The sequence below is a fragment of the Corynebacterium sp. HMSC11D10 genome (assembly GCF_001806995.1).
In the GTDB taxonomy this organism is placed as follows: Bacteria; Actinomycetota; Actinomycetes; order Mycobacteriales; family Mycobacteriaceae; genus Corynebacterium; species Corynebacterium coyleae.
The window spans coordinates 1-1561 of record NZ_KV787084.1 but is presented as its reverse complement, the minus strand read 5'-3'; the positions used below and the strand labels follow the sequence as shown (position 1 = coordinate 1561).

Below are 1561 nucleotides of genomic sequence, written 5' to 3'. Positions count from 1 at the left end.
GCTGGCACGCTGGTTCAAGTGTGGTTTTGTTGTGCTTGTTCCCGAGCTTGACCAACACGTTGCGGGCTGTGCGTAAACCGCGTGGCAGGGCTTGGGCGTTGTGCTCAAGGATCATGGCGATGACCTTGCTGGTTGCGGGCCCAAACGACGATGCTCTGGCGTAGAGCTCATCGCGAGTTAGCGGTTTGACCCCAGTAATCTCTTTGTCTGGGGTATGCGCAGGGTCTGTGCAATAGCGGTACTTAAACCCGTGCATACGCGGGTGTTCGGCCACGAGGCTATCGCCGTTGAAGATGCTGACCAGGCTGTTGGTCAGCCGTGCGCGCAAAGTCTTGCCGATGTATTGAAACGGCACGGAGTAGTACTGGTAGTCACAACAGATGTGCCAATTGCGATCGACTTTGACGCTGCGCCAGGACACTTCCGTAAATGGGGTGTCAGGAAGGTTGCGCATCATGGGTGCTTCATCGATGTCAAACAGCTCACGACGAGTAAACCCATGCGCATTGGGCATGGTTGTGTTGATGTCTTCGAGGCGCTCAGCGATCGCTTCGTTGAGCTCTTCAAGGCTATAGAACTCAACCCCATCGAAATAGCCAAGGATACGCGTATAGACAAGTTGGACGGCACGCTCAACTGCGGCTTTATCGCGGGGTTTTCCCGGACGTGCTGGTACAAGCAAGATGTCATAGTAGTCAGCAAAGTCCGCATAGCGCTGTTGGATGCGTCGTGCGGGTTTGTTCTTCGCCGGGCGATACGTTGCAGTCGGCGCGTTATCAGGAACGATGATGCCGGGGCGTTTCCCGAGGTAGTTTAGGGCTTTGACGTGGCAGTCAATCCAGGCGTCCATCTTCTCATTCGCCGTAGCAACCACAAATAACAAAGAAGAGTAGGGACAGACAGCCACAAATAGGCAAGCTTTCATCCCTACCTCACCGGTGGCTTGGTCGATGATGCGGACTTTGTCGCCCGCCCAGTCGACGTAGAGCTCTTGGCCTGGTTCATGCTCGATAATCGAGGTCATGCCGGTAGCCCGGATGTAGTCACGCAGGTGTTCACAGAACTGGGAGTACTGGTACTTCGATTCACCTGCGGCGCACGGGGAAGCGACATAGTCCATCCACAGCTTATGGCGCGTGAGGTGCTTGTTGTTCGCCAGCTTCTTCGCGAGTTTTTCGAAGTCAGGTCGGTCATAGCGCAAACGCCGACTCGTTCGCTGATCGCTAAAGTGCGTATCGAAGAACTCTGGATCCAGCTGAGCGAACGAAGACTGCGTGATTGCGTGGTCAGCAATCACTGCTTTGACTTTGGCGATATCCCTGTTGGAGCACTCCAAGGCAGCAGAGATGGCTGCATAACTCGCTCCGGTCAAACACATCGCCATGATGTCTTTGAAGTTGGCCATAAAAGGCCCTCCTTGCGGTCAGAAAGTGGTGACACACCGGCACAGATTGCGCCGACGTCACCTACAAAAATGACCGAAAAAGAAGACCCCTACCACCTATCCGGAAAACCCCTACCAACTACGCGGATTGCCCCTACCAACTACACGGAAACGGCA

At 54.6% G+C, this 1561-nt stretch carries 1 protein-coding gene; it reads right to left on the bottom strand.

Annotated elements, in window-relative coordinates:
* Positions 1-1405, bottom strand: a 1405-nt coding sequence (istA, locus tag HMPREF3120_RS10135; RefSeq protein ID WP_070453026.1) for an IS21 family transposase, incomplete at its 3' end; no start/stop codon positions are given.
* Between the last annotated feature and the right edge of the window lie 156 nt (positions 1406-1561).